The organism is Sphingomonas sp. (genome assembly GCF_041661885.1).
Lineage (GTDB): Bacteria > Pseudomonadota > Alphaproteobacteria > Sphingomonadales > Sphingomonadaceae > Sphingomonas.
Window position 1 is genome coordinate 1 of the sequence record NZ_JBAZTL010000013.1, and the last position, 21,882, is coordinate 21,882.

28 protein-coding genes are annotated in these 21,882 nt (G+C 57.8%); 23 read left to right on the forward strand and 5 right to left on the reverse strand.

The features are described 5' to 3' along the window. Positions 1 to 475 precede the first annotated feature (475 nt). From WC704_RS17180 to WC704_RS17290, 23 genes are all read left to right on the forward strand, one after another. Positions 476 to 859 carry a hypothetical protein gene (locus WC704_RS17180; protein WP_372892159.1) on the forward strand — a complete coding sequence of 128 codons (384 nt, stop codon included), beginning with the start codon at positions 476 to 478 and terminating at the stop codon, positions 857 to 859. Between the two features lie 236 nt (positions 860 to 1,095). Further along, positions 1,096 to 1,806, forward strand: coding sequence for a flagellar hook-basal body protein (locus tag WC704_RS17185; RefSeq protein ID WP_372892161.1), 711 nt, complete (start codon positions 1,096 to 1,098; stop codon positions 1,804 to 1,806). After that, entirely contained in the window at positions 1,803 to 2,576 is a 774-nt protein-coding gene (locus tag WC704_RS17190) for a flagellar hook-basal body protein (protein WP_372892163.1), read from the forward strand. Before WC704_RS17185 ends, WC704_RS17190 begins: the two co-directional genes overlap by 4 nt. Before the next feature lie 115 nt (positions 2,577 to 2,691). Beyond that, positions 2,692 to 3,234, forward strand: coding sequence for a hypothetical protein (locus WC704_RS17195; RefSeq protein ID WP_372892165.1), 543 nt, complete (start codon positions 2,692 to 2,694; stop codon positions 3,232 to 3,234). Beyond that, entirely contained in the window at positions 3,231 to 3,812 is a 582-nt protein-coding gene (locus tag WC704_RS17200; RefSeq protein WP_372892167.1) for a flagellar basal body L-ring protein FlgH, read from the forward strand. The genes WC704_RS17195 and WC704_RS17200 overlap by 4 nt, the downstream gene beginning before the upstream one ends. Next, positions 3,812 to 4,945 carry a flagellar basal body P-ring protein FlgI gene (gene flgI, locus WC704_RS17205; RefSeq protein WP_372892169.1) on the forward strand — a complete coding sequence of 378 codons (1,134 nt, stop codon included), beginning with the start codon at positions 3,812 to 3,814 and terminating at the stop codon, positions 4,943 to 4,945. The genes WC704_RS17200 and flgI overlap by 1 nt, the downstream gene beginning before the upstream one ends. A gap of 10 nt (positions 4,946 to 4,955) precedes the next feature. Continuing rightward, positions 4,956 to 5,300, forward strand: coding sequence for a flagellar basal body rod protein FlgB (locus WC704_RS17210; protein ID WP_372892171.1), 345 nt, complete (start codon positions 4,956 to 4,958; stop codon positions 5,298 to 5,300). Positions 5,301 to 5,302: 2 nt separating this feature from the next. Then, a complete protein-coding gene (gene flgC / locus WC704_RS17215) occupies positions 5,303 to 5,731 on the forward strand; it encodes a flagellar basal body rod protein FlgC (RefSeq protein WP_372892174.1) in 429 nt (142 codons plus the stop codon). Beyond that, on the forward strand, positions 5,728 to 6,045 hold the full coding sequence (fliE, locus tag WC704_RS17220) for a flagellar hook-basal body complex protein FliE (RefSeq protein ID WP_372892176.1): 318 nt from the start codon (positions 5,728 to 5,730) through the stop codon (positions 6,043 to 6,045). The genes flgC and fliE overlap by 4 nt, the downstream gene beginning before the upstream one ends. Positions 6,046 to 6,055: 10 nt before the next feature. After that, positions 6,056 to 7,285: a flagellar basal-body MS-ring/collar protein FliF gene (gene fliF / locus WC704_RS17225; RefSeq protein ID WP_372892178.1), complete on the forward strand. Its 1,230-nt coding sequence runs from the start codon at positions 6,056 to 6,058 to the stop codon at positions 7,283 to 7,285. Next, positions 7,278 to 7,661, forward strand: a complete 384-nt coding sequence (locus WC704_RS17230) for a hypothetical protein (protein ID WP_372892180.1) — start codon at positions 7,278 to 7,280, stop codon at positions 7,659 to 7,661. Before fliF ends, WC704_RS17230 begins: the two co-directional genes overlap by 8 nt. Next, complete coding sequence (locus WC704_RS17235; protein ID WP_372892182.1) at positions 7,658 to 8,320, forward strand: hypothetical protein; 663 nt, start codon at positions 7,658 to 7,660, stop codon at positions 8,318 to 8,320. The genes WC704_RS17230 and WC704_RS17235 overlap by 4 nt, the downstream gene beginning before the upstream one ends. Continuing rightward, positions 8,317 to 9,654 carry a FliI/YscN family ATPase gene (locus WC704_RS17240; RefSeq protein ID WP_372892184.1) on the forward strand — a complete coding sequence of 446 codons (1,338 nt, stop codon included), beginning with the start codon at positions 8,317 to 8,319 and terminating at the stop codon, positions 9,652 to 9,654. The genes WC704_RS17235 and WC704_RS17240 overlap by 4 nt, the downstream gene beginning before the upstream one ends. Then, complete coding sequence (locus WC704_RS17245; protein WP_372892186.1) at positions 9,647 to 10,096, forward strand: hypothetical protein; 450 nt, start codon at positions 9,647 to 9,649, stop codon at positions 10,094 to 10,096. Before WC704_RS17240 ends, WC704_RS17245 begins: the two co-directional genes overlap by 8 nt. After that, positions 10,093 to 10,908, forward strand: a complete 816-nt coding sequence (locus WC704_RS17250; RefSeq protein ID WP_372892188.1) for a hypothetical protein — start codon at positions 10,093 to 10,095, stop codon at positions 10,906 to 10,908. Before WC704_RS17245 ends, WC704_RS17250 begins: the two co-directional genes overlap by 4 nt. A gap of 1 nt (position 10,909) precedes the next feature. Continuing rightward, complete coding sequence (locus WC704_RS17255) at positions 10,910 to 11,356, forward strand: flagellar hook assembly protein FlgD (protein ID WP_372892190.1); 447 nt, start codon at positions 10,910 to 10,912, stop codon at positions 11,354 to 11,356. After that, positions 11,356 to 12,531 carry a flagellar basal-body rod protein FlgF gene (gene flgF, locus WC704_RS17260; protein ID WP_372892192.1) on the forward strand — a complete coding sequence of 392 codons (1,176 nt, stop codon included), beginning with the start codon at positions 11,356 to 11,358 and terminating at the stop codon, positions 12,529 to 12,531. Before WC704_RS17255 ends, flgF begins: the two co-directional genes overlap by 1 nt. Before the next feature lie 178 nt (positions 12,532 to 12,709). Further along, entirely contained in the window at positions 12,710 to 13,339 is a 630-nt protein-coding gene (locus tag WC704_RS17265) for a FliM/FliN family flagellar motor switch protein (protein ID WP_372892194.1), read from the forward strand. A 3-nt stretch (positions 13,340 to 13,342) separates the two neighbouring features. After that, positions 13,343 to 13,633 carry a FliM/FliN family flagellar motor switch protein gene (locus WC704_RS17270; RefSeq protein ID WP_372892196.1) on the forward strand — a complete coding sequence of 97 codons (291 nt, stop codon included), beginning with the start codon at positions 13,343 to 13,345 and terminating at the stop codon, positions 13,631 to 13,633. A 421-nt stretch (positions 13,634 to 14,054) separates the two neighbouring features. Further along, complete coding sequence (gene fliP, locus WC704_RS17275) at positions 14,055 to 14,738, forward strand: flagellar type III secretion system pore protein FliP (RefSeq protein WP_372892198.1); 684 nt, start codon at positions 14,055 to 14,057, stop codon at positions 14,736 to 14,738. Next, entirely contained in the window at positions 14,735 to 15,466 is a 732-nt protein-coding gene (locus tag WC704_RS17280) for a sigma-70 family RNA polymerase sigma factor (RefSeq protein WP_372892200.1), read from the forward strand. Before fliP ends, WC704_RS17280 begins: the two co-directional genes overlap by 4 nt. A gap of 2 nt (positions 15,467 to 15,468) precedes the next feature. Then, positions 15,469 to 16,044 (forward strand): tetratricopeptide repeat protein, encoded by a 576-nt coding sequence (locus WC704_RS17285; RefSeq protein WP_372892202.1) that lies wholly within the window; start codon positions 15,469 to 15,471, stop codon positions 16,042 to 16,044. Between the two features lie 10 nt (positions 16,045 to 16,054). Beyond that, entirely contained in the window at positions 16,055 to 16,405 is a 351-nt protein-coding gene (locus WC704_RS17290) for a hypothetical protein (protein WP_372892205.1), read from the forward strand. Here WC704_RS17290 and WC704_RS17295 read toward each other — a convergent pair. The 5 genes from WC704_RS17295 to WC704_RS17315 are packed head-to-tail and all read right to left on the reverse strand — an operon-like array spanning position 16,398 to position 21,668. Next, positions 16,398 to 17,528, reverse strand: coding sequence for a tetratricopeptide repeat protein (locus tag WC704_RS17295; RefSeq protein ID WP_372892207.1), 1,131 nt, complete (start codon positions 17,526 to 17,528; stop codon positions 16,398 to 16,400). The genes WC704_RS17290 and WC704_RS17295 overlap by 8 nt on opposite strands. Before the next feature lie 11 nt (positions 17,529 to 17,539). Next, positions 17,540 to 19,564: a flagellar biosynthesis protein FlhA gene (locus WC704_RS17300; RefSeq protein ID WP_372892209.1), complete on the reverse strand. Its 2,025-nt coding sequence runs from the start codon at positions 19,562 to 19,564 to the stop codon at positions 17,540 to 17,542. After that, a complete protein-coding gene (locus WC704_RS17305; RefSeq protein ID WP_372892211.1) occupies positions 19,561 to 20,631 on the reverse strand; it encodes a flagellar biosynthesis protein FlhB in 1,071 nt (356 codons plus the stop codon). The genes WC704_RS17300 and WC704_RS17305 overlap by 4 nt, the downstream gene beginning before the upstream one ends. 3 nt (positions 20,632 to 20,634) lie before the next feature. After that, positions 20,635 to 21,390, reverse strand: a complete 756-nt coding sequence (locus WC704_RS17310; protein WP_372892213.1) for a flagellar biosynthetic protein FliR — start codon at positions 21,388 to 21,390, stop codon at positions 20,635 to 20,637. Between the two features lie 8 nt (positions 21,391 to 21,398). Next, complete coding sequence (locus tag WC704_RS17315; RefSeq protein ID WP_372892215.1) at positions 21,399 to 21,668, reverse strand: flagellar biosynthetic protein FliQ; 270 nt, start codon at positions 21,666 to 21,668, stop codon at positions 21,399 to 21,401. Positions 21,669 to 21,882 lie beyond the last annotated feature (214 nt).

Here is a 21,882-nt window from a genome sequence, read left to right on the forward strand (position 1 = left end):
AGATGCGTCCGATGACCCGGAAAGCCGCAGGAAAACGGCAATATCGGGGCCCCTGAGGCACCCAGTACGTCAAATCCCGCCACGCCTGCCGAAAATCGCTCACACCAGCGGGTAGATGGAGGTGCCCCCTTGGTTAGCCGTCAAGCTAACCAACTGATACCACTCAACTTAATTTCCGATCAGACTCTGAGAGCGCGGCAATCCCTTGGGTGTTGCCCGCAGGGCGGGGGGCTCCGACCGCAGCCAGCGGGGTACCACGCTCGCGGACCAATCGCACCGCCTCAAGCTTGAACGCGCGGGGGAACTTCCTGCTCTGCATTGATGACCTGCAATAGGTGAACCACCTTATCCCGGTGTCCATCGAACCGGCGGCAAGCCAGGGTTCTTCCGCCACTATGCGGACCACGGTATCGTCCGGCGGCAGACTCGGTCGAGCGAGTTTCATATGGGAAATATCGGCTTAAGGATCCCCCGCATGATCGCCACGCGCGCGCGCAGTTATATCCTCTGCCTGACGCTCGCCCTGGGATGTGTCGCGCAGGCCGGCGATGCGACATCGGCGGAGCCGGTTCAGCATATCGTCGTGCAGAATTTCTATTACGCGCTGCCCGGCAAGGCCGAGGAAGTCTATCGATGGCGGCTCCATGCCAGCGATGTGCGCGTGAAATTGGGCTTGCGTCCGGGCCGTGTCTTGAAGATCAAGCGCGGGCTGGAGGATGGCGGGCGCGACGATTTCGCCGATGTCGTCTGGGAATGCGATTATCCCGACGCAGCTTCCCGCGCCGCCGACAATAAGGTGCTGGATGGCGTATGCGCGGGGTTGCGGCATTTCTCTCGGTTGCATTGGCGACGCGATTGATCGGTGTTCGTGGCCATCGGTGAAGGCGGCGTGGAGATGCCTGTATCAAAAATCGAATATGATGTGCGGATTCGTCCAGCATCGCAGAGCGACATCTTTGCGAAGGGGGTTCGGGACTCCCGATGCGAAGCGTTTTTTCCAGGAGTCGAGCATTATATCTTATCGATTGAGAAACTTACCGCTTGACTAGGGCGGGGGGCTCCGTCCCATAATAGGGTACATTGCCGGGGGGCCTGATGTCGGGACTAGTGGAAGCTGCAAGCGCGATTCTACGCGCATCAGAGCGCAGGCTCGAGTCTACATCGCGAAACGTCGCGAATATTACGACGCCGGGGTATAAGCGCCAAATCGGTTTTTCCGATCTTCTCTCGGCAAAGAGCGGGGAGCCGGTTTCGCTTCCGGCGATTGGTTTGAGGTCCGATTTTTCGCCCGGTAAACTGAGCGTAACTGGAAATCCACTGGACATAGCCATCAGCGGTGATGGCTTCTTCCAACTGCGTGACGGTGAAACCACATTCTATTCTCGCCAGGGGCAATTTTCGCGCGCGGCCGATGGAACGCTCGTTACCCCGCAAGGCTATATTCTCCAACAGGCGGGCGGGAGTGACGTCATCGTGGATCGTGCTGCGGTTACGATCGAGCAGGACGGCACCATTGTTGATGACGGTCGGCCGGTCGCACGGATTGGCGTTTATGTAACGGATCACGCCGCGGCATTACGCGCTTTGGAGGGATCGGCTTTCCAGATTGATGCGGGCCACGCGACAGAGGTGGTCAATCCGGTGGTACGTCAAGGCATGTTGGAGGCGTCGAATGTCTTGATCGGGGATGAGATGGTTACGATGATGTCGGCGTTGCGACAGGCGGAAAGCGGATCTCGCCTGGTTCAAACCTATGATGATTTGCTTGGTCGCGCGATCACTACTTTTGGGCAGGGTGGCCAATGAACGGAGCCTTTTATGTGGGCGCAATCGGGCTGCAGTCGCAACAGCGTGCGCTCGACGTGATCGCCAGCAATATCGCCAATGTAAACACGCCAGCCTTCAAGCGGTCGGCGGTCCGCTTTTCGGAGGTTTTGGCGAATCGTGACGACCCCGATGTGCCGCGTGTGGATTTTGTCGATGCTGCGATGGCCGGCGCAGGTGTAGCCGTATCTGCAACTCCTATGGTCGATGAGGCAGGACCGATCGAAAGTACCGGTCGCGCGATGGATATTGCGATCGATGGCAAAGGATTTATTGAGCTGATGGGGCCATCCGGGCAGACGCTGCTGTGGCGCGGCGGAACGCTGAAAATCGGTGAAGACGGCTTGCTTGGCACTCTTGCGGGTGTTCCACTCAAGGCTGCGATCAGTGTTCCCGTCGACGCAAGTTCGATTGCGATCGGAACGGACGGAGTCGTTAGAGCGCAAACCAGTGACGGCACCGCACTGACCGAAATCGGCCAGATCGATCTGGTTAGAGTCGATGACGTATCGGGTATGACGCGACTGGACGGTGGGTTGTATCGTGTCAGTGATACGAGTCGGGTTGTGGAGGCCAAGCCGGGCGAAGATGGCGTCGGTACTCTGGCGCAAGGCAGCATCGAACGGTCGAATGTCGAGATGACGACTGAAATGGTCCAACTTATACTTGTCCAGCGGGCTTATGGTGCTAACGCGCAGATCGTGCAGGCGGCCGATCAATTGATGGCAATTGCGAACGGACTGCGTCGCTAACGTGCCCGCGATCGCAGCAGCCTTGGTTGTCACGCTGTCACTGCCTGCGTTCGGAGCGCTTACTCGTGACGATCGGGTACGCTTGGCCAGTCGCTCGATACGGTTGGGCGATGTTATGCGCGTAGAAAGCGTAACACTTCGAAAGCGGATCATCGCTACCATACCGGTCGGCCGCAATCAGGTGGCACTAACGCGGAGTGCGATCGCAAATCTTTCGCGACGGGCAATTCCGGGACTGGTGATTGCCGGTACACGGCAAGGAAGCGTGACCTTTTTACTTCGCGAACCCAGGGTGCGCGTGCCGGGCCTGTGTAGTTCTCTTACGCAACCTGTATCGGTGGGTGAGGTGATCGAATCCAAGATGGTGTTGCGGGTTTCCTGCCGCCATGATGTGGCGGCGGCGGTTTTCTTCGATCCGCACATTTCCATGCCGCGCGCGCAGGTCGCTTTGGCTGCAGGTACATATCTTGGATCGCTCAGTGTCCGGACTGAAGTCGGGCTGCAAAGCCAAGAAGAGATGCATCTCCGCTCGACTGTGGGCTCTGTCCAAATCGTTCGTACGGTGACGACCATGCAAGGGTCGCGTGGGCGGCGCGTGTTTGTCCGTGATGGTGATGGACAAATCTTCTCGGTGCGGCGGGCGGAGTTGGCAAAGTGATTGGAAAATTTGTACCGGTGGTTGCTTTTGCTGCCTTGCTGTTTGGAGTGGCAAACGCTCGGGCCGATGATCTTTACAAATCCAGCAACTGGGCCGCAATGAGCGCGGACCGCAAGGCAGCGCAGGTCGGCGATATGCTGACTGTGGTTGTGTACCAGACCGCAGAATCGACCAATTCCTCCAAATCAGATTCGTCGAAAAACACTGCGCTGAGCGGGGGGGGCTCTGCAGGATCGGTCAAGGAAAATGGATCTCTGAAATTTGGCGGTAGCTATACAGGCGGTGGCGCGGTGCAAAAAACCGAGCGCTTTGTTACGCAGATCAGTGTGATGGTGCAGGCCGTCCTTCCTAATGGCGACTTGGAAATCGGTGGGCGCCAGCGGATGCACATTAATGGTGAAACCAGCGATATCGGCGTACGCGGACGCGTTCGGCCGGCCGACATCACCAGTGACAACCGGATACTGTCGAGCCGGGTGGCTGACGCGCAGATCGACTATAACGGTCGCGGGTTCGTTTCACGTAGCGCCAGACCCGGCATTCTGAACAGCGTTTTCCGTGCGTTGGGGCTTGGTTGATGTCGCGCTTCAGGACGCGGTCGGCGATCATGGTTGCGACTGCGGTCGCGCTCGCGCTCGGGTATGTAGCGCCGGTCGCGGCGCAGGATGTTGCACTACGCGGGCTTGGCAGGTTCGACGGATGGCGCGAAAATGCCTTGATCGGATATGGGTTGGTTACGGGGCTTGCAGGTTCGGGGGACACGCGGCGCAGCGGGGTTACGCGGCAAGCTCTCCAAAACGTGCTCAGTCGACTGGGTACGACCGTGTCGGAAGATCAGATTAGCAGCCGCAACGTGGCTGTGGTTATGGTAATCGCGACTTTGCCTGCATCGGCCAATGTCGGAGATAGAATCGACGTTACGGTGTCCTCTGTCGGGGATGCTCGGAGCCTGGCCGGGGGCACACTGTTGATGACACCTTTACTGGGCCCGGACCAGCACGCCTATGCGCTTGCACAAGGGCCGCTTGTGGCTGGCGGGTATAATTTCGAGAGCCAGCTTAACCAGCAACAACGCAATTATCCGACGACGGCCCTATTGCAGGGCGGCGCGACCGTTGAATCCGCTGTCGATGCACACATCTTGCGTAAGGACGGACAGGTCTCGTTCCTGCTGAGCGACCCGAGTTTCAGTACTGCGCGGAATATCTCGGACGCCATCAACGCGCGCTTTGGCGTCGGTTCGGCACTTGCGAAAAGTGCCGACGAAGTGACGGTACGCTATGCAGGCGACCCAGCCCAACTAACAGGGTTCCTTGCACAGCTTGAAGGGCTCTTGGTGCATCCGGACAGTACCCCACGGGTTGTGGTCAACGAACGCACAGGGACGATTGTCGCGGGCGGTAATGTTCAGATCTCGAGCGTGGCGATCTCGCAAGGTGACATCAAGGTTACCATCAAGGCGGAAAACGTGGCTTCGCAACCCAATTTCGTATCGGGCTTCGCTAGCGACGTACGCAGTCTTGTCGTTACTAACACCAAACTCGACGTCGACGACTCGGCTGGTGACACCGTAGTACGCTTTCCGAACACAACGGTTGCTGACCTCGTGCAGGGACTTTTTCGTGCTCACGTGAATACGCGACGCATAATCAGCATCCTGCAGGCCATCAAGGCCGCAGGTGCGTTGCATGCCGAAATCATGGTACAATAGGAGCGCTGACGTGGAGGCGATTTCATCTGTCATTATCAGCAAGGCATTGGACGGGTTGACGCTGCGGCAGCAGGCGACCGCGCAGAATATTGCTGCTGCAAGCGGGCGGAATTTTCGGCCCATGCAGGTCGATTTCGAAAAGAGCTTGAGAGCGGCTGCTGCTAAGGGTGACGCGGCCGTGCGCGACCTGGATCTTGCAATCACTTCGGCGCCTGCTGCGGCGCTGGGCGGCGAACCACGGTTAGATCTCGAACTGGCAACAGCGTCCGAAACCGCCATGCGCTATTCGGCGCTGCTCGACGTTCTTGGTCGCGAAATGCAAATTTTGGGAAGCGCCGCGCGCGGAGGGCAGTGACGATGGACGCCATGCAAATTAGCCGCTCCGGTCTCGACGTCGAGTGGCAGCGACTGCAGGTAATTGCACAGAATCTTGCAAATATTGACACCAGCAAAACTATTACCGGCGCGCCTTATCGCGCGTTACGGCTCGTCTCTGGGCCATCGGAAACTTTTGCAGATGTCGTTGCCCGCAAGGGTACCTCGGGAAAACCCACCGGTGTGAAGGTTTTGGGCCTTGAGGTGCAACCTGGGGGTGTCCGCCGTGTGTATGATCCGAATGACCCGCAAGCTGACGCTAAAGGGTTTGTTACCTATCCTGCCATTGATCACGCGGGTGAAATGACCCTGCTAATCCGTACGTCGCGCGCGTATGAAGCAAATCTGACTGCGATGAGTATCGCCCACCAAATGTATGCGCGTGCGCTTGAATTCGGGAGGCAGGGATGAGCGCAATTTCGCCGATCGTTGCGCCGGGAGCGGCGGGCACTGACCCAATTATCACCCGTATCGGCCTGCCGGCGTCGCCTCCTATGGTACAGAGCACTGGGTTTGCCGACGTTTTAAGTGCTGGTGTTAGGCATGTCGAAACCAAACTCGCCCAGGCGGATGATCTCGTCCGGCGCTTTGCCCTTGATGATTCAGTGCCGCTGCATCAGGTGACCTATGCGCTCGAGGAAGCTCGCATGGCGGTAGAATTGGCGATGCAGGTTCGCAGTAAACTGGTCGACGGTTACCGCGAAATTATGAACATGCAGCTCTGAACGGTGTCCCTTGACTGACGTTGTACCTTCCCGTTTTTCGCAAAGACAGCGTCGCATCTTCGTCGCAGTGTTCGCGGCGATATGCGCGACGTTGGTGCTCGCTTACTATCTGTTCCTGCGAACCGATTACACCGTGCTCTATACGGGGCTAAAGGTAACGGATGCCTCTGCGATCGTTGCGCAACTCGATGCCAAGGGGATTTCGCATCGGTTACGGGATGACGGCACCACGATCCTCGTTCCAACCGATCAGGCGGACACGGTTCGGCTCGTAATCGCAGGTTCGGACATACCGATGAAAGGGGCGGTTGGGTTCGAGTTATTTAACAAGTCGGACATGGGGCTCACCGATTTCGCGCAAAAGATCAATTATCAACGGGCGCTGCAAGGCGAACTCGCCCGCACCATCATGTCGATGGATGGAATTGAGAGCGCGCGCGTCCATCTCGCAATTCCCGAACATTCACTCTATCGTGGAGATCGCACTACGCCAAAGGCGGCGGTGGAAGTCGTCGCCAAGTTGGGGCACGTGCTGACATCTGACCGGGTGGCAGGTATCCAGCAACTGATCGCGTCTGCGGTGCCCGATTTGCCGTTGAATGAGGTTAGCGTGCTCGATGGCGATGGGCGGATTATCAGTGTGGCGCCGGTTGCCCAGTCAATTGCTACCCCCGAGTTGGAGGAGCGCAGTGCCGTCCAATCCTATTATAGTGCCCGAGCCAAGGCTGCGATTGCGGCGCAAATACCCGGATTGAAATTCGACGTTCGCACACTGGTGTTGATGCGTGGTGATAACAATGAAAATCCAGCGTTGCCCGTCCATGCGGAGGGTGCGCGTGATTTCCAACTGCGTATCATCGTTCTCACGCTCACCGCACTCGGCGTTGAGGAGCAAGGGTTGGCGCGATCCGCCATTGCAAACGCTGTGGGGTTGGATGAGGCTCGCGGCGATACAATTAGTTTTGAACTCGGGCCCATTGCTGCCCCGGTACTAGAACGAGCGGCAAAACCATCCGTACAACCTATGTCGGGAGGTTTGCCACCTGCGACACCAATGACTTCTGCTTCCATTGTTACCTTCGAAACCCTTGGGTGGACGGTCGGTATATGTGTGACCTTTGGCCTTTTGATCGTTATTTTGTTCCGCGCGCGACGACCTGCGCTTTCAGCTGCTGAACGTGCCGTCTTTGTCGATCGCATCCGTGCCGAATTGCGCGCCAACGGAGCTTCAAATGGCTGAGCGTGAAGGGTTTGCCCTGCTGCTTGAAGATCTTGCCGCGATGCCCGCCCATTCGCGACGCGCTATCTTGGGCGCGCTGTCGCCTGAAGAGCGCGGATTGCTCGCGACGTGGACCGAGACTGTACCGGCACAGCGGGAACTTCAACAATCTGATCTCTCAGAATTTTCACCTTGGCTCGCCGCTCGAATCGATTCGGTCCGGGCTGAGCGCGCACCCAACCTTATCGCGTCGGGTATAACGGCCTCGGCGCGCCAGGCCTTGCTGCGCGGGCTGGAGGGGGGCGAGTCTACGCCGGCGGCGGGGAAAAACAGGCCGGGCAAGTCGTTGCTCGACTCGTTTCGTGGGAAGCTTGCCGCTCCAATGGGGCGCCCGTGAACGGTCTGATCAAGGCACGAGAAGTGGCGCAAAGCGTTAGAGCTTTTGCCCCCTCGCGCCCCGCTCCCACGCCGATTCCAGTGGTACGTTCCGCCACAGAACGGGCGCTCGATCTCGCGCATGGGGAGATAGCAGTGCTGCGGGACGAAGTGATGGAGCTCCGCGAAACCGCGGCACGCGACTGTGCCAAAGCATACGAATCGGGCAAATGTGATGGTCGCACGGCTGCTGACGACGACATGAAGCAACGGATCGACCGCCTTGACGCCGCGCTTCTCAGCGCTCAGGCCGCCTGGGAGCGACGTCTAGGTGAAATCGATGTACTGGCGGTTCAGCTCGCGCGGACAGCGCTTGCCAAGCTGTTTGCCGACAGCAGCGATTTTGGCGATCTGGTGTCACGAGCGATCAAAAGGAAGCTTTCGACACTACAGGCCAGTAGCGTGGTCGCCATCGTCGTAAGCGAAGGCGATTTCAATCGCGAGGCGCTAGCGACCTTGTTGGATGGCAGTGCGGTCGCAATTGCGACCGATCCCGCACTCGCGACCGGTGCATGTCGCGTTGATTTGAAGCTTGGGCATATCGATCTTGGCACCGAAACACTCGCAAGCGAACTTGATGCGGCGCTCGCTGGGCTTATCGGCGGTGAATCTCGCTCATGACACCGCATCCCTTTTTGGCGCGCTTGGACGCGATCCCCTTCGCCAATCCTTATGGCCATGTCACGAGGCTAGCAGCTGGGTTGGTCGAGGCAACGGGCCCCGCGTCTGCCTTGGGGGACCTGTGCGATATCGAATGCCGATTGGAGAACGGCATCGACAAGCGCTGGGTTCCGGCCGAGATTGCCGCCGTCGATGATCGCCGCGTCATACTGATCCCGTTGGAGCAGGATGCGCCCATCCGACTTGAGGCTAAAGTCGTTTCACGTGCGCGTCATCGGCAAGTGGCGGTAGGCGATGCGTTTGCTGGACGTGCGGTCGACGCGCTTGGTCGTCCGATCGATGGCGGCCCGGCAATTTTAGCATCGGATACGAAACCCCTGGATGGGATGGTGCCGCGTCCGATGGAGCGCGTCGACCCAACGCGCGTGTTGCACACGGGCGTGCGTGCGATCGATGGGTTGCTGACCCTGGGCGTTGGTCAGCGCGTTGGAGTGTTCGCCGCAAGCGGCGTTGGCAAGACCAGCTTGATGGAGCAGCTTGCGACCCAGTCTCAGGCCGATAGATGCGTTCTGTGTCTGGTTGGCGAGCGGGGACGAGAGGTTGAGGCAATGTGGCGGCTTCTGTCGGCTCGGCCGGATGCGGACCGCTTTACGCTTGTGGCTGCGACGTCGGACGAAAGTGCTGCGCTGCGCGTGCGCTCGGTTCATTATGCGCTTAGCTTGGCCGACTATTGGCGCGCAACTGGTCAACATGTCGTGCTGCTGGTGGATTCGGTGACGCGCATGGCGATGGCATTACGCGAAATCGGGCTGGCCGCGGGCGCGCCACCAACGGTGCGCGCCTATACGCCAAATGTATTCGTAGCGCTTCCGCGCATCGTGGAGCGGTGCGGAGCGGTGCGTGGCGGCGGTGCCATTACCACAATTATGACTATATTGTCGGAGACAGATGATGTCGACGACCCCATTGTAGAGCTGATGAAATCGCTTCTCGATGGTCATATCGTGCTATCACGCGGGCTTGCTGAGCAGGGGCATTTTCCTGCGATCGATATTCCACGCAGCATTAGCCGTCAGGCGGACCGTCTCGTCTCGACGCGACACGCTGGTGCGGTACGGAACGCTGTTGCGATGCTTTCCGCCTATGAAGAGGCGCGCGTCATGATCGAAAGCGGTGTCTACAAGAGCGGGACAAACGTGAACGTCGATCGCGCCATAGCGGCGCGGACCGCCATAACCGCGTTCCTGCGACAGCCGCGCAAGGCCGACATCCGGTTTGAAGATACGGTCGAGCAGCTTTGCCGGATCGTCGAGCTTGGAATAAGCGATGTCTAGAAACCTTCAACCGGTCCAGATTGCGAAGCTTGTACAAGTTCAGCATGTACGCAAAGCGGCGGCTGAGCTGGCCTTGGGCGTCGCACGCAATGCTGAAGCCGTTGCCTCCGAAGCACATCGGGATGCCGAGAATACTTTGGTGGAGGCGCATCATAACTGGCTGGAACACCTAACTGCGAACCATTTCGACCCTGAACGCGCGCGAGATTTGGCGGCATGTATACTGTTGCGCGAAGTGGAAATGCGGAAAGCTGCTATTGCCCATGAGACGGCGTCCAGCCGACATTTGTATAGGCAAGATGAATGGCGCATGGGTGTGGCGCGGGCCGATTTGGCGGACGCGATGTTCAGGGATGCCCGCCGCCTGGCGATGCGGGCGCGCGAGGAACGGCGTATGGCCGATTTGGCTGACCGCATCACTTATCGTTGGACCCACTCGTGATCCCGATCAGTCGCTCATCGCCGGAACCCTTGATAGTCCCTGTAGCGGGGGTGGGGACGGTATCCGATGGCAAGCAAGCCATTAATCAAAACTTTGCAGACTTGCTAGGTGGTCTAGTCAAGTCCAGCACCGGGGCAGCGGGGTTTTTGGACGATCAGGGTGAAACCCAATTGTCGAATTCGACGGTTTCACAAGAGGCTAATGTATTCAACGAAAATGGTTTTTTTTATGGTTCAGTGACGGGAGCAGCTAGCCCTTCTATTGTACCGGTCGGTTTTGCAACGGAGACCTCCGTCAAGAATCCGGTTGTGGTTGCCAGAGTTGAGTTTCAGGTTGCGGCTTCCAGCGTGCCGATTACATCAGAATCCTCGCCAACAGCCTCTGTTCTTTATAAATCGCCTTCTTTGATAGATGCGGCGATTTCACGTACAGACTTATCACCCCTTCATATAGGAACTCGTTCTTCGCTCGGTTCGATATCGTTTGCCAATGGGGGCACTGTGATCGGCGATTATGGGCTGTCCGTTAATACAGAGTCTGAACCGGATCTGGGACCGTTGCGATCGACGGGCGTCGGACGCGTTGCGCGCTTGCTTGATACGACAGGTGCAAAGAATGCCATCGAGGTCTCATTGCAGGCGGTCGATCACGGCCAAGCCGTTGTCGTCCACATTGGCTCGCTAGAGAGCGAGACCCGCGAGAAGCTCCGGGACCGCATCCTTGCATTGCTTTCGCGCCACGGGCTGAGCGCGCACGCGATCCGCATATATGGCCGTTCCGGCGGACCCTCTACTCTCGAAAAAGGAAGCTAAGATGCAGGTCGCGACCATCGGGGCCGGCGGGTCCGCCTCAGGGGCAGGTGCGTCGACGAACACGCAGACTGCGGCAACCTCTGCTTTCGGGCTAAGTTTCGATGCACTGTTGAAAATCATTTTGACTCAGTTGACCTACCAAGATCCGCTGAAGCCAATGGACAATTTCCAGTTCGTTTCTCAACTTGCGCAATTCTCGCAAATCCAAATCGGTCAAACGACGAACGACCGGCTACAAACGCTCGTCTCTGCGCAGGGTAGTTTGCAAGCGGCAGGTCTGCTTGGGCGGCAGGTTGATGTGGGGGCCGGAGCGTCTGTTGTGACCGGTAAAGTTACAGCCATTGCTTTTGCCAATGGCGACCCGCGTGTCACGATCGAAACTGCCGATAAGCAAACGATCAGCAATGTTGCCATTGCCAGTATTACCCAAATTCGGGAAGGAAAGTAATGTTCGGTTCGATCTATGTCGGGTTAAGCGGCCTGAATGCTTATTCGCGCGGACTGCAACAGGTCAGCAACAATGTCACCAACCTGAATTCACAGGGCTTCAAGGCTTCGACAGTGTCGTTCAGCGACCTGTTTGGTACCCAAGGCAATGGGGGGCTGTCTTATTCCGCCGGTGAAGGGCAGGCGGGGCGCGGTGTTAAGAACGGTGAAACCCAGATCAACCTTGCGCAAGGAGAGCTCCGACAGACCGACCGGGATTTGGATCTCGCGATCGATGGCAGTGGCTTCATGATGTTGATGCGTGGCGACGAGGTCGCCTATACGCGTACGGGTAGTTTCGAGGTAGATAAGGACGGATATATCGTTCTTTCAGGGACTGAATATCGGCTCGCAACCCTTGATGCGAGTGGGCATCCCGTAAGCTTGTCTGTCGATGGTTCGCGATCAAGCGCGCCGCAGGCCACCACAAAGGTGACATTTTCCGATAACCTGTCGTCTAGCGCCACAAGTTTCGGCGTGAGCGATATCAAGGTAATCGATAAAAATGGCGGGGAACATGTCTGGAAAGTGAAGTTCGACAAGGATACCACCGCTACTGGGCAGTGGATTGTAACTGTTACTGACGACAAAGCAGCGACGATCGGAACGCAAACCCTAAAGTTCGTGGGTGGCAGCGTAGATCCAACGACAACCAAGCTGTCTTTTTCTGACGCAATTTCCGGATTAACGGTTGATTTCGATGTCAGTGGCGTGACGTCGTTCTCGGCGGGTGACGTTTCGACGCTTCGTGCGTCGGCGGTCGATGGATATAAACTCGGCACGATTACCTCGGTTACAGTCAATGCCGATGGCAAACTCGAGATCGGCTATTCTAACGCGCAGAAGAAGCAAATTGGGGCTGTCGCGATTGCCGATTTCCGTGACCCGCAGGCGCTAAAACAACGCAGCGGCGGCTTGTTTACCGATAGTGGAACTGCACAACGCTCGCTTCTCACCAGCGCAGATTCACGTGTGGGGAAAATCGTTTCACGTCGACTGGAAGCGTCGAATGTCGATCTTTCAAAGGAGTTCGGCGACCTCATTCTCATTCAGCGAGGGTTTCAAGCATCGTCTCAGATTATCAGTGTTAGCAACGATATGATTCAGCAGTTGTTCGGCATTCGTGGCCAGGGTTGACGTGCCGGTGCGTGGCGCGACTTCGAAATCTATAGCGCGGGCGTGGCTACCTGACGCTGCTATTCGTGCACTCGATATCGATGCGGCGTTGGCGGACATCTCCCGCGCTTGGTCGAGAAAATGGTTCGCCCGACATGTGGTGCGGCCCCTCGAAACGCAAGCGGTAGGGGCGGTGCCGTTGTCGGACGAAATCGAATGGCTACAGCTCGACCGCGATGTGGCGATCGGCGTGCCATCGACCGCCAACGCGATACTGGCAGGCTTAATGTTGGACCTCGAAGTCCCGCGCGAACCGCTCACGTCAGCCGATAACCGTTTGCTTGCGGGTATAACGCAAGCGTGCATCGATGATCTTTGCCGCCGGATGGCTGAAACCTTTCGACTGGATGCTGGCGCCCGCTGGATTAAAGGTGATCGTGGTGCGGTGGCGGCGGTCGAGGCCCCAATGAGCTGCGCGCTTGGTGTGGAAGCGCACTTGCCCTTGGTGCGTATATTGGTCGCCAATGATGCGTTGGTTGGGTTGGCCAAGGCTGCCTTGCCGCCCTTTGTGCCGGCCTCGCACTTGTCCAGTCTTGCCCAAGGCCTGGCGGCGCAATGTGTTGCTGTCACGGCTCAGATTGGACGCTGCAAGTTGACGCTCGCAGAGTTTGCGGAACTCGGCATTGGGGATGTGCTGGTGTTCGATCATTCCATCGATAGTCCGCTGGACTTGCTTGTTAACGGCCGTGGTGCGCCGATCGCGCAGTGCGCGATCGGCGAGACGGACGGTCGTGTCGATCTCACTCTCCTCGATACCATTGGCGGATAAAACGTGACCGAGCTCAAGACCAAGACCAACCCTGCAATCGCTGCCGCTTCGGCCGAGCGGGCGATCAATCCTTCGCTCATCGACGGGGTTGAAGTCGCGCTTGATGGCTTCTTGGGCAGCGCGCGTATGACTGTAGGCGAGCTTACCGGCTTGACGAAAGGTGCTGTCGTGACGCTCGATGCTCCGCTCAATGGCATGGTTGATCTGCGTCTCAATGGGGTGCAGGTCGGCCGCGGTGAGCTTGTCGCGGTGGGCAACCACTTCGCGGTGCGGTTGACCGAATTCGCCTCATGAATCCCGGAGGGATCATTCGTCTAGGTTTCGCGCATGTAGTTGGGGGTGCCCCGACGGCATTGTGGGGGATGCCACGCCACCTTGGGGGAGGCGGTGATGTTGATATATCACTTGGGCGGATCGTGGTCGCGTTCGTTATTTGCATCATAGTTGCAGTGCTTGCGGCCTTATTGATTCGACAAAGGGGCGGGCGAATCGACCTTACCCAATTACTCGCCAGGACGGGACCGCGTACCCGTAGGATTAACATAGTCGAAATGCAGCGGCTCAACCCGTACAACGATATTTGCCTCGTCCGGTACGACGGTCGCGAATATCTGCTGGTACTGCAGCAAGGTGGAACGCAAATCCTTCGCGAGAGGGATATCTGCGAAGGTTCCGCATTATGAAGGTTGTGAGCTGTCTCAAGGGAGGGGCGGGAATGGTCGCGCTGCTGACGACTACCCCCGCCTTGGCGGCCCAGACTCACGGCCTTGGCTTGTCGTCGGACGTGATGCGTACGGCGTTTATTCTAACATTGCTGGCGGTTATCCCATCGATCTTAATCTGCATGACGAGTTTCGTGCGGATCATCGTTGTTCTGTCAATGGTACGGCACGCGTTTGGGATGCCCGAAACGCCGCCTAATCCCGTCCTTGTCAGCCTAGCCTTGTTCCTAACGGCCTTTGTTATGTCTCCGACACTTGGCACGTTAAATACCACCGCAATTCAGCCCTTGCTTGCCGACAAAATTTCTGTTCAGGAAGCGATGACTAAGGGAGCATTACCTCTTCGCACGTTCATGCTTGCTCAGACGCGCGATGCGGATATTGAGGCGATCTACGCAATTTCGCACTCAAAGCCGCCGGAACGCCCCGATCAGGTTGAAATTTTGAAACTTGCTCCTGCATTTATGCTTAACGAACTACGCGTTTCCTTTACGATCGGTTTTGTAATTCTTCTGCCGTTCTTGTTGATCGATCTTGTCGTGTCCGCGATCCTTTTGTCGTTGGGTATGATGATGGTGCCGCCTTCAACCATTTCGCTCCCGATTAAATTGCTGATGTTTGTGTTGATCGATGGGTGGCGCCTGATCTTGCAAGGGGTGCTCGGGAGCTTTCATTGAGCACGCGCGCGCAGTCTGGTTTGGAGGTGGTCGTCGATCCAATACGCGCTGAGGCTTCGCTATGGCGGAGGTTCCGGTTCGAGGATGATCTGCGGTGCCGGGAGACGTTGTTCAATCGCTATTTTGTGCTGGCGCGTGCGATTGCGAAGCGATTGTTTCGTCAGCGTATGACCGCGCGGTTGGAGCGCGGGGATTTTGATCAATTTGCTTGCGAAGGGCTGCTGCAGGCGCTTGATCGGTTCGATCCTTTACGGGGCGTGCCGTTCAGCGCTTATGCGCGCAGGCGGATTGTCGGCAACATTGCCAGTGGCATCGCCACAATGAGCGAGATTGATGCGCAATTGACCTATCGGCACCGCGTCGAGCAAGGGCGGTTGCGATCGTTGATGATCGGTGATGCAGATCCGATCGCCGCCCTGTCGGATCTAGCGATTGGCCTTGCGCTCGGACTGATGCTGGAAGGTACCGGGATGATTGACGGTGAGAATCGATCCGACCCACGCCCTAACGCCTATGACAGTCTTGCCTGGCGCGAAGCTCAGGCGATCCTTCACCGCGAAATGGTAAATTTACCCGAGCAGGAAGCCATCGTGGTACGTCAGCACTACGATCATGGCCTGCCGTTTGCGCAGGTTGCTCAATTGATGAACTTAAGTCGCGGTCGAATTTCACAACTACACCGTACGGCACTTGAACGATTGCGAAAGCGCCTGGGGGCATGGAGATAGATATGGAAATGGAAATTCTGTGCGGCGATGCTGAATTGCAGGATGTAATGGCGATGGTCCAGCGAGATGATCGCGACGGAATGATCCGCCTTGACCAGTTACTTACGCGGTTCGACGGAGATCCGCGGTTACATTTTCTACGAGGATCAATGCTGGCCTCGATTGGTCGTCCGATAGAGGCATTGGCGGAGTTAAAGCGCGCGGTGGAACTAGCGCCAGATTTCGCGATTGCGCGCTTTCAGCTCGGTTTTTTCCAACTCACGTCGGGTGAAGCTGTGGACGCGTTGACGACATGGGGACCGATCGCGCTGCTGCCCGAAGGTCACTATCTGCGCTTCTTCGTCGGCGGGCTTACCCATCTCATTCGCGACGAATTTCCCGAAACGGTTGCGCGATTGGCCGAGGGAATGGCCGCCAATGACGAAAACCCCGCGCTCAATCACGATATGCAATTGATTATTGATAAAGTGACGGAGTTGCAACGCCTGCCTGCGTCGACCGATCAACAGGATGATGCGGTGGCTTCGGCAACCAGCTTTTTGCTCGGTCAATTCGCAGATCCCGGTCGCCGCAATTGAATCGCCTGAGATGACACGCATCAGCAATGCCGATCAGGTGCTCTTGCTGCTGCAGGAGCAGATTAGTCGTCTGGAGAAGACGAGGAGTAACACCCGCGTCACAGCCTCGAAGCGTAGTGGCACGCCGGAGCCGATGACGCGTGTCCGCGGGCTCACCGCTCACAAGGAACTGTCTGAGGATGATCTCAAGCGCGCGCTTGTGCGTGGCTTGCTGGTACAGCAACTCGGCGATGCGATTGGTAACGACCCAGCATTCGAAGCGGTGGCAAATGACGTGATCCGAATTATCGGCGATACGCAGGAGGGGCGTGATTTGCTCGATCGCGCGTTGCTACAACTTGGCAGTACCCCATCTATTTGAGGCCTAATCCCATCCGGGCGAGGGCTTGAGCAATGGTACGACCGCTGCCATCGATCGGTGTGCTTGATGCCATGTCGAAGATGCGCTGCGCAGTCTGGACGTCCCCAACTCCGGCCGCGAGCAGAGACTTTGCGAGTGCAGCGGAATAGCAATGTCGATCGAGCCTGACTGCAACATCGCTTGCTCTCGCCGCTTCGTCGGGGCGCCCCTCCAGCACGTCCAGCACTGCTAACGATCCATGGGATTCCGCAAATGTCGGATCGAGCGCTAATGCCGTCTCGAACCGCGCGCGCGCGTTCGCTAGGTCGCCATTGACGAAATAGGACCAGCCTGCCGCGATCCAAGATCCAAGATGATCTCCGAAAATCGCAGCCCCGCGATCGAGCGCTGTGGATGCCGCTTCGGGCGCGCCGGTCATGAGTCTTGCCAAACCCAACCCGACCCACGCTCGGGGCGAACCGTTGTTGGTGGCAAGCGCGCGCTCGAAAAATCCGAGCGCGTCGGTCGCGTGCTCGTCACTAAGCGCCAGGGTACCAAGCGTGGTCAGCGCATCGGGGTGGTCACCTGCTCTTGCGGCGCATTCTGCGGCAAGTTCCTCGTCCTCAATATCGAGTGCGAGTACAGATACCGCCGCCAGTAATCCACGATGTGTAGGATGGGCAGCGATGTAGGTGCGCGCAGTTTCTCCCGCGCCTGTAATCTCGCCAAGTTGGTGGAGCAATTGGATCCGCAGCATCGCGGCTTGCGAAAGGGATAGCGCATCAGCGTCGCTCAGCACCTCCAGCGCACCCGAAAAATCCTTCAGATTTGCCCTTGCCCAGGCGAGGTTGAAATGAAGTTCGGGACTATGTTCCCCAACCGCCTGCAGCGAACCAAATATCGTCGCGGCGTCTTCGAAGCGATGTGCCTGTAAGGCGGCGAGGCCGAGCAGATTGATCTCGCGCGTGCCCGGCTCCACGATCTTGGAGCGTCGATCGAGCAGATCGACCACCCGCTCTGCGTTTTTCTCGTCGAGGGCCGCCTCTGCGCAGTCCGTCAACAACGAGACATTGCTTGGATCGGACGCGAGCAAACGCTCCAATACGTTGAATCGGGTTTCCTGCGGTGCGGCGTTTGCAGTCATACCTTAACCCTTTATCCTTCGACCCGCACGATATCGAACGAGCGCAAATTGATCCGCATCGGGATTTCGTTGACGGATAGTACCGATAATTTGGGAATGCTCCGCCGAGTGAATGTCTTCAGGTGGCGCCGCAAATCGGGGCCGCACAACAGCACGGGGGCGCGGCCATCGTGATGCATCGCCTCTACCATCGCAGACAGCTTGCGGATCAATTGCTCAGCCAAGCGTGGTTCGATGAGCATCGCACCTGCCGCCGCGCCCTGACCAATGCTTGTGGCGATCTGATTCTCGATCCTTGGGTCGAGACTCAAAACCGCCAGGTCGGTGTGCTTGCCACGCAATTGGTGACAAATCGCGTAGCTTAAACGCTGCCGAATCTGTTCGGTCAGCTCGGTGGGATCCTTTTGCGTGCGCGCTAAATCCAGCAGATGTTCGAGGATCAAATCGAAATTGGCGATCGACACGCCTTCGGTTAACAAATTTTGAACTACGCGCTGAATATCTGAAATGGCGAGCGCATTGGGAATGAGCTCCTCGACCAACCCCGGCTGGTTGGCGCGCGTATCATCCAACATTTTCACGATCACGGGTCTGGTGACAAGCGTCGCCATTTCGCTCCGTACAATTTCGCCAAAATGCGTCATCAGCACTGTAACCGGATCGACAATGCGCAGCCCAGCGTCGCGTGCCTGTGTGGCCAAACCCGCCTCGATCCACAATGCGGGCAACCCGAATGCAGGATCACGGGCTTCGATACCGCCGATGTCGCCGGGCTTTTCATCCGAGCGGATCGCGAGAAGCTTGTCCGGATACACCTCGGCACTTGCAAAACGCGCGCCGAACAAGCGTATCTCATATTCGATCGCGCCGAGCGCGGAGCCATCGACGAAACGCACGGCGGGAAATCCGATGCCATATTCCTGCTCATGGGCGCGCCGGAGGCTTGCAATTCGCTCCAGGATTAGAGGCTCCTCCGCCTTCCAAGCCATCGCGAGGTCGCTCCCCAGGACAATTTCAAGCGCGGGCACCGGGCCGGCTGAAACCATCTCGCCACCATCTTCCACCGCCTCCTCCTGTGCGGCGGCCTTTGCCGCTTCGCGCGCGCGATACCAGCCGAAGAGCGAAAGACCGATGATGAGCACGATCGGCCATTTCGGCATTCCCGGCAGCACCAGCAGGATCAGGAGGACCCCCGCGACGATCAGCGGGATGCGCGGAACCGATGCGAGTTGACGGAACACCTCGGTGCTCAATTGCTTGTCAGCCGCGGACCTCGTGACGATAATGCCCGTTGCGATGGAGATGATCAATGCGGGCAACTGCGTCGCGATCCCGTCACCAATCGTAAGCAGCGTGAAATGGGCAAGCGCCTCATTCCACTCCATGCCCATCTGGACAACACCGACGATCCATCCAGCAATGATGTTGATTAGCAAGATGATGATGCCGGCAACCGCGTCGCCCTTTACGAATTTGCTCGCACCATCCATCGCGCCATAGAAGGAGGCCTCCTTCTCCAGGTCCTCTCGTCGCCGGATCGCGGTCTTCTGATCGATGAGGCCCATATTGAGATCGGCATCGATGCTCATTTGTTGCCCAGGCATCGAGTCTAGTGTGAAACGCGCCGCGACCTCTGACACACGCTGCGCGCCGGAGGTTACGACTACATATTGCACCACGACCAGGATCAGAAAGACAACCAGTCCGATCACGAAGTTGCCCTGCACCGCAAAAGTGCCAATTGCCCCGATCACATCGCCGGCGCTTCCACCGGTCAAGATCAAGCGGGTGGCAGCCACATTCAACGACAGACGATACAATGTCGCAACCAGCAGCAAGGATGGGAAGGTCGAAAATTCGACCGGTTTGCCGACGTAGAAGGTTAGCAGCAGGATCGTCAGGCCAAGCCCGAAATTGGTGATGATCGCGAGATCCAAAAAGGCTGGCGGAATGGGCGAGAATAAGATCACCAGGATCAAAACCATCGCGCCGACGAGCGCCAGATCCTTGTTGTTGCGCAGCAGGCGCCCGATCATTGCGTGTGTCCCGTCGCGCCGAGTTTAAAATAGAGATCGGCAACCGCATGATACCGATCCGCCCCTACTTCTTGTCCTGGCTCGCACTCGGCGTAAAGCGCGCGCGCAAGCACCGGGCTCTCAAAGATCGGAATACCCAGCAGGATGGCTTGGCGCTTCATGAGGAGCGCATGCAGGTTGCGAGCTTTAACCGTGACCACGGGGGCGCCCGAGCGCTCGCGATCATACCGTAATGCGACCGCGACATGCTCGGGATTTACCACCACCATGTCGGATCCGCCGAGCGCGCCCAATCCTCGTGAACGCTTCACGAACTCAGCATGGAGCTGCTTACGCTTGCGCTTGATACGCGGGTCGCCCTCGCGTTCGCGCCCCTCACGCGTCACGTCGCGCCGGCTCATTCGCATCTGCTTGCGGAATTCGCTGCGTGCAAGAATCTGGTCGATCACCGCGATGAAGAACGCGAGGCCAACAAAAACCCAGAGCAATCGCAACCCGGTGGAACGCATGACATCGACGAGGCTGCCTGCGTCTACGATGGTCATGCCCGGCCCGTAAAGGTTTCCCCGAATCATCAGTACGGCAACGGTGGTATAGATCGCCATCTTGATGACGCTCTTAAGCGCTTCTTTCAGCAGCCGCATCGAGAATAACCGCTTCAAGCCCTTTCCGGGATTGATCCGGCTGAAATCGGGTTTGAGAGGGTGTGCGCTGAAGATCAGACCGCGGAGCTGCACGATCTCCACCATCAAGACGATCGCGATAATCGTCCCGCCGAGCAGCATCACCGACTGCAACGCGGGACCATAAGAGCTTTCCGCCACGCTGATTGCTTGGCGCGGGTCACCGGCATTTGCAATGCCGACGGCGAGCGAACTCTGCATGGAATGGGCCAAGCGAACGATCAGTGTCGCGCCCGCGATCGACAAAAATCCGCCGAAGGCCAGCAGTATTGCGAAGAAGCTGAGGTCTATGCCGCGCGCGACCGAGCCCTTTTCACGCGCGCGTTGCAGCTTGAAGGGGGTCGCCTCCTCGCTTTTGTTGGTTTCGGAAGCATCGTCGGCCATTGTTCAGATCAACCGCGGCGCGGTTTCGAGTGCGTAGCGCACCATCCGCAGAAAAAGCGCGCCCGAGGTTGCAATCGCTATCGGCAGCACCGCCAGCGTCGCCATTGCCTTAACCTGGAAGCCCAGCAGCATGACGTTCATTTGCGGGAGCGTGCGAGACATAAACGCGATCGCCATGTCGGACAGGAACAGCACGAGCATCACCATTCCACCCAGCCCAAACGCCATTGTGAACACAACCGAAATGTAGGTACACAGCACGGTTATGCCGCCGCCGATTGCGGCGCTGCCCAGCGGCACACGCTCGATCGATGCCGACCAGATAGCCAACAAGTCGGCGGGGCCGTTGGTGGCAAAGAAAATTGCGCCTGCCGCATAAGCAAAGAGTGTACCGACCAGTGGTAACTGTGAACGCGTCGCAGGGTCGATCAATACCGCAAGGCCGAACCCAGCTTGAATGTCGATCGCACGCCCCGCTGTTAGCAGCGCGGTGAATGCCAACTGGAGCGAAAGGGACAAGGCGATCCCGAGGAAAAGCTCGCCGAGTGCCGTAAGGAAAAGGCCCTTCGCCCAGAAATTAGCTTGCCAGCTTTGCGCTGGATGCGCCGCAACCAGCCATCCCGCGAGCGCGATACCGAGCAGGACGCGCACCATTGTCGGCGCCCGCATCAGCGTGAACGGGGAGGCGAAAGCGAGGGTCGGTGTGATTCGCAAGCTGACGAGCAGCACCGCAATCGCCTGATTGGTGAGCTCGTCCACGATTGCGCTTAACTGGCAAGGGTCGGAATCAATAGATAAAGCGATGTCGCGAACTGCGTCACCCGGCCCATCATCCACGGTCCGATTGCGATCAGCAGGAATGCTGCGACCAGGATCTTGGGGACGTAGCTAAGTGTGATCTCCTGGATCTGCGTGGTCACCTGAAACACGCTAATGAGGAGGCCCACCGCCAACGTCGCAATCAGCAGCGGTCCCGCGATTAACAGACTGTCCCACAGCATATGATTGAGCAGGCTTAACGCCCGATCCGCACCCATTTTGCCCCCCGGCTGTTGCTTCGATATCTGATTCGTCAACTGAAGACCTGAGCTAAAACTAGACAGTTACCGTCGAGTGGCAACCCAAAACGGAATGTAGAGGATGGCTGGATGGTGGACGGCGCGTTCGCGATCGCTACCCCGGCAATTATCGTCACCGTCAAAAAAATCGCTAAACTATTTCGGGCTTGCGCGGATCACCCCTGCATAATGC

Coding starts and splice junctions, on each gene's coding strand:
- WC704_RS17180 (WP_372892159.1), top strand. CDS start 476: ATGATCGCCACGCGCGCGCGCAGTTATATCCTCTGCCTGACGCTCGCC.
- WC704_RS17185 (WP_372892161.1), top strand. CDS start 1,096: ATGTCGGGACTAGTGGAAGCTGCAAGCGCGATTCTACGCGCATCAGAG.
- WC704_RS17190 (WP_372892163.1), top strand. CDS start 1,803: ATGAACGGAGCCTTTTATGTGGGCGCAATCGGGCTGCAGTCGCAACAG.
- WC704_RS17195 (WP_372892165.1), top strand. CDS start 2,692: ATGCGCGTAGAAAGCGTAACACTTCGAAAGCGGATCATCGCTACCATA.
- flgI (WP_372892169.1), top strand. CDS start 3,812: ATGTCGCGCTTCAGGACGCGGTCGGCGATCATGGTTGCGACTGCGGTC.
- flgC (WP_372892174.1), top strand. CDS start 5,303: ATGGACGCCATGCAAATTAGCCGCTCCGGTCTCGACGTCGAGTGGCAG.
- fliE (WP_372892176.1), top strand. CDS start 5,728: ATGAGCGCAATTTCGCCGATCGTTGCGCCGGGAGCGGCGGGCACTGAC.
- WC704_RS17230 (WP_372892180.1), top strand. CDS start 7,278: ATGGCTGAGCGTGAAGGGTTTGCCCTGCTGCTTGAAGATCTTGCCGCG.
- WC704_RS17240 (WP_372892184.1), top strand. CDS start 8,317: ATGACACCGCATCCCTTTTTGGCGCGCTTGGACGCGATCCCCTTCGCC.
- WC704_RS17245 (WP_372892186.1), top strand. CDS start 9,647: ATGTCTAGAAACCTTCAACCGGTCCAGATTGCGAAGCTTGTACAAGTT.
- WC704_RS17255 (WP_372892190.1), top strand. CDS start 10,910: ATGCAGGTCGCGACCATCGGGGCCGGCGGGTCCGCCTCAGGGGCAGGT.
- flgF (WP_372892192.1), top strand. CDS start 11,356: ATGTTCGGTTCGATCTATGTCGGGTTAAGCGGCCTGAATGCTTATTCG.
- fliP (WP_372892198.1), top strand. CDS start 14,055: ATGGTCGCGCTGCTGACGACTACCCCCGCCTTGGCGGCCCAGACTCAC.
- WC704_RS17285 (WP_372892202.1), top strand. CDS start 15,469: ATGGAAATGGAAATTCTGTGCGGCGATGCTGAATTGCAGGATGTAATG.
- WC704_RS17290 (WP_372892205.1), top strand. CDS start 16,055: ATGACACGCATCAGCAATGCCGATCAGGTGCTCTTGCTGCTGCAGGAG.
- WC704_RS17295 (WP_372892207.1), bottom strand. CDS start 17,528: ATGACTGCAAACGCCGCACCGCAGGAAACCCGATTCAACGTATTGGAG.
- WC704_RS17300 (WP_372892209.1), bottom strand. CDS start 19,564: ATGATCGGGCGCCTGCTGCGCAACAACAAGGATCTGGCGCTCGTCGGC.
- WC704_RS17305 (WP_372892211.1), bottom strand. CDS start 20,631: ATGGCCGACGATGCTTCCGAAACCAACAAAAGCGAGGAGGCGACCCCC.
- WC704_RS17315 (WP_372892215.1), bottom strand. CDS start 21,668: ATGGGTGCGGATCGGGCGTTAAGCCTGCTCAATCATATGCTGTGGGAC.